The sequence below is a fragment of the Holdemanella sp. genome (assembly GCF_056804935.1).
Genome location: NZ_DBMEXE010000192.1, coordinates 1 through 3,106 on the forward strand (window position 1 = coordinate 1; position 3,106 = coordinate 3,106).

Here is a 3,106-nt window from a genome sequence, read left to right on the forward strand (position 1 = left end):
TTAGACGATGAAAATTCTGGAATCTATTTAGATGTAGTTGTATTTGATGCATATAACTTACCAAATGAGGCTTTAAATAATGGCGAAATTGATTTGAACTCGTTCCAACACAAAGCATATTTGAAAAATGAATGTGAAGCACAAGGATATGATTTAACAGCGATTGGTGATACAAGTTCTGCTCCATTGACTTTATATTCAAAGAAAGTGGATTCTTTAAAAGCATTAAAAGAGTTAGCTGGTAAAAAAGAAGACTAAATGAAAAAAGCCGATTTTTCGGCTTTTTCATTTGAGTAATTGTTGAAGATCTTCTTTAAGTTCATCACTAAATCCATCTAAATCATCCATAGTGATGGCTTCATCACGCAATAAACCTAATAATATAATGAACATATTTGATCGAGATACATCTCTTGCCAAAACGCCAGGACTTTTATAGTCCTCATAAATTTTCTTTCGTAGAGCCCAGTATTTATCAGAAGATAATGCATCTGAATTTAAAATGGATTTGTATTCCTCAACGAGCTTATCCATATAGGCTTCTTGCCAGCTACCTAGTTTCTTTCTAAATAATTTCCAATCTTTTTCCATGTTGACCTCCTATTTAAATAAAGTTTGAATGATTTGATTAATACTCATAGAGTGCAATTGATCTGTATCTTTTAATGTTTTTGAATTCCAGTGAAATAAAGATACATTACTTGGTTCAGTAAAACTAGAATCGACAGTGCAATTTGGATAACGACTGTACCAGTCTGGATAATACGTTTTCATAATTTTTTGTGCATATCCGACAGCTTGTGAATTTGAATTTCCATTTTGGTCATATGTACCTGAAATTTTAACACCTGGAGGACTAGAGTGAGCAATCAATAAACTGCCATCCTCACATACGGCAAGTACAATATAAACATGAGCATTCGCCATAGAGACAATATCACCTGGTTTTGCGTTTTGAATGGAATCTTTATAGCTTCCTAACTTCATGTTCGCAAATGTTTTAGTCATTTCTTCAGCCTTTAATACATAGCCATTGCCATGATTGGATTTGGTTTCTAATGTATTGTAGATAGACCAACCGACATAGCCAGAACAATCGAGTCCTTTATGGATTTCATACATATAGTTTTCATAATTGTATGAACTATCTTGTGTATCATAGAAGGATTTCCATTCCTTAGATAAGCCCAAAGTTAACGCTTCAGTTCCGGAACCTGTTTATGCTTCGTTCCAGCCTCCACCATAAATATACAGGGTTTGACCAACGGGTTTTAACGCGTTCTTTAAAAAAGTAGTTGTCGTATGAATGGGTTTTGATTGAACTTTTGTTTCTTCTGTTTTATGACATGAAGATATTCCAAAGATAATTACACACAGTATTAAGATAGGCAATAAAATACGGTCATAGCGAATTTTTCTTTTTTTCATTATTTCTTGACCTCTTCTATCAATTCATCAATATAAGAATCATCAATGTCAAACCCTAAGTAGCATAGACCGCGATAGATGAAGTTCATATCACTTAAATTCAGGATTTGATTCATCAATTCCTTTTTCTTGTCATTAATCAAAGACATGTCATAATCACTTGTATTGCCACAAGGATGTGTGCACGTTTTGCAGCTTGGCGATATCTTGTCTTTTTCTTTGTGTACTGTATCAATTAGATCTTGTGTAACTGTATGATTTCTTAGACGTTGAAGACAATCTAAAATAATTGTGTCTGTGTTTTCTGTTTTTGGATTTGAATCCACGGTTTTAGAAAGACCAATTAAAGCAGACCATAATTTAGTTTCCATCAGATTTTACCTCCACATTAAAATAAGTATCTGGATAGGGTTCATCCTTTAAAGTATAGTGCCACCACTCGGATTCTAAAGGGATAAATCCATTGTCTAACATTAAATGTCTTAATGTCATTCGATTTTGAATCTGTATTGTTGTTAATCCATCCTTATGTAAAGGACTAGAAATATCGCCAAAATAATCAAAGTAAGATCCCATATCTAATTCTTTTCCTGTTTTTTCATCAACTAAAGTTAAATCGACAGTGCTACCTCTGGTGTGCGCTGATTTTTCAATGATAAAGTCATTCTCAAAAAGATATTTTTTGGAATATTTTGGATAGAAAATGGATTTCATTTTATCATCCTCAGTATCTTTCCAAGTCATGAAATTATCAAGGGCACTTTGAGGTCGATAGGCATCCCATATCTTTAATCGATATCCCATTTGTCTTGCCTTTGAATTGATTACTTTTAATTGCTTCACCAATTCTTTTGTTCCTAACGCTACCGGATCTATATAGCCATCAATGATTTCACCAATGAAATTGTAAGTTGTGCAATAGCGAATATCTAAAAGAATATCGGGGATTTCTTTTTGTATATTTAATAATTTCATGTATATATTCTAATATATTTGTTTATGTTAATCCACTTATGTTTTGTGTATAATACATGTTAGAAATGAGGTAATAAACATGAAATTTAGTGATATTGATTTTTCAGCCATTTCAAGAATGATGGACAATATGAGCGATGAAGAAAAGAATAAGTTAAATGACATGGCTCAAAATATGATGAATAATATGAAACAAAACGAAGAGCCTGAAGAAGAAACTGACTTTTATGAAGCTTTAAATATAAATGAAGAAGATTATGCAGATTTTCCGGGAAGTGTCTTAGATCAAATCGAAGCAGGAAGTGATTTGGAAGTCTATTATGAAGATGTAAAGGATGTTGATTTTAGTGCGAGTGCCTTATTTTATGCGAAAGCTACTTTGAATATGTTGCGAAAATATATCTATCCTATCTTTAAGAATTTCTTTGATGGATTTAATAATCCTTCAACGACAACCATCTATTCCTATTTATATCCTTTAATGAACCAGGATAATATTCATAAGTTGTTTGATGAAGAGTTTGGTACACCAGAAGGATGGATGGAACTTAAAAATGCTCTTCAACAAATCTATATTATTTTAAATCGTGCAGAGTATGATTTTGTGAGTTATGAAGATTTACAATTATTAAAAGATATCTTGTTTAATCAAGAAGTATTATTGAAAATTAAGAATCTATGAAAAAGCTAAAAATCAATACGA

Annotated in this window: 7 protein-coding genes; 2 read left to right on the plus strand and 5 right to left on the minus strand. The window is 31.9% G+C overall.

The window, feature by feature from the left end:
• Window positions 1-258, plus strand: a 258-nt coding sequence (locus ACZQCL_RS08005) for a MetQ/NlpA family ABC transporter substrate-binding protein (protein WP_482482667.1), incomplete at its 5' end; no start/stop codon positions are given.
• 27 nt (window positions 259-285) lie between these two features.
• Here the strand turns inward: ACZQCL_RS08005 and ACZQCL_RS08010 are convergent.
• From ACZQCL_RS08010 to ACZQCL_RS08030, 5 genes are read right to left on the minus strand one after another with little or no spacing between them, the layout of a single operon-like run.
• The gene (locus ACZQCL_RS08010) at window positions 286-591 is read right to left on the minus strand and encodes a multidrug transporter (protein ID WP_227994073.1); all 306 of its coding nucleotides are present in this window, start codon (window positions 589-591) and stop codon (window positions 286-288) included.
• Window positions 592-600: 9 nt separating this feature from the next.
• Entirely contained in the window at window positions 601-1,191 is a 591-nt protein-coding gene (locus ACZQCL_RS08015) for a CHAP domain-containing protein (RefSeq protein ID WP_337532852.1), read from the minus strand.
• Between the two features lie 27 nt (window positions 1,192-1,218).
• Complete coding sequence (locus ACZQCL_RS08020) at window positions 1,219-1,428, minus strand: hypothetical protein (RefSeq protein WP_337532850.1); 210 nt, start codon at window positions 1,426-1,428, stop codon at window positions 1,219-1,221.
• Complete coding sequence (locus tag ACZQCL_RS08025) at window positions 1,428-1,799, minus strand: hypothetical protein (RefSeq protein ID WP_337532848.1); 372 nt, start codon at window positions 1,797-1,799, stop codon at window positions 1,428-1,430. Before ACZQCL_RS08025 ends, ACZQCL_RS08020 begins: the two co-directional genes overlap by 1 nt.
• A complete protein-coding gene (locus tag ACZQCL_RS08030; protein ID WP_482482670.1) occupies window positions 1,789-2,403 on the minus strand; it encodes a M15 family metallopeptidase in 615 nt (204 codons plus the stop codon). Before ACZQCL_RS08030 ends, ACZQCL_RS08025 begins: the two co-directional genes overlap by 11 nt.
• Before the next feature lie 79 nt (window positions 2,404-2,482).
• Between ACZQCL_RS08030 and ACZQCL_RS08035 the strand changes: the two genes are divergently transcribed.
• The gene (locus ACZQCL_RS08035) at window positions 2,483-3,085 is read left to right on the plus strand and encodes a hypothetical protein (protein ID WP_227994077.1); all 603 of its coding nucleotides are present in this window, start codon (window positions 2,483-2,485) and stop codon (window positions 3,083-3,085) included.
• Window positions 3,086-3,106: the final 21 nt, after the last annotated feature.

Bases quoted from the DNA above. Each gene is read 5' to 3' on its own strand.
- ACZQCL_RS08025 (WP_337532848.1), bottom strand. From the start codon at position 1,799: ATGGAAACTAAATTATGGTCTGCTTTAATTGGTCTTTCTAAAACCGTG.
- ACZQCL_RS08020 (WP_337532850.1), bottom strand. From the start codon at position 1,428: ATGAAAAAAAGAAAAATTCGCTATGACCGTATTTTATTGCCTATCTTA.
- ACZQCL_RS08010 (WP_227994073.1), bottom strand. From the start codon at position 591: ATGGAAAAAGATTGGAAATTATTTAGAAAGAAACTAGGTAGCTGGCAA.
- ACZQCL_RS08035 (WP_227994077.1), top strand. From the start codon at position 2,483: ATGAAATTTAGTGATATTGATTTTTCAGCCATTTCAAGAATGATGGAC.
- ACZQCL_RS08030 (WP_482482670.1), bottom strand. From the start codon at position 2,403: ATGAAATTATTAAATATACAAAAAGAAATCCCCGATATTCTTTTAGAT.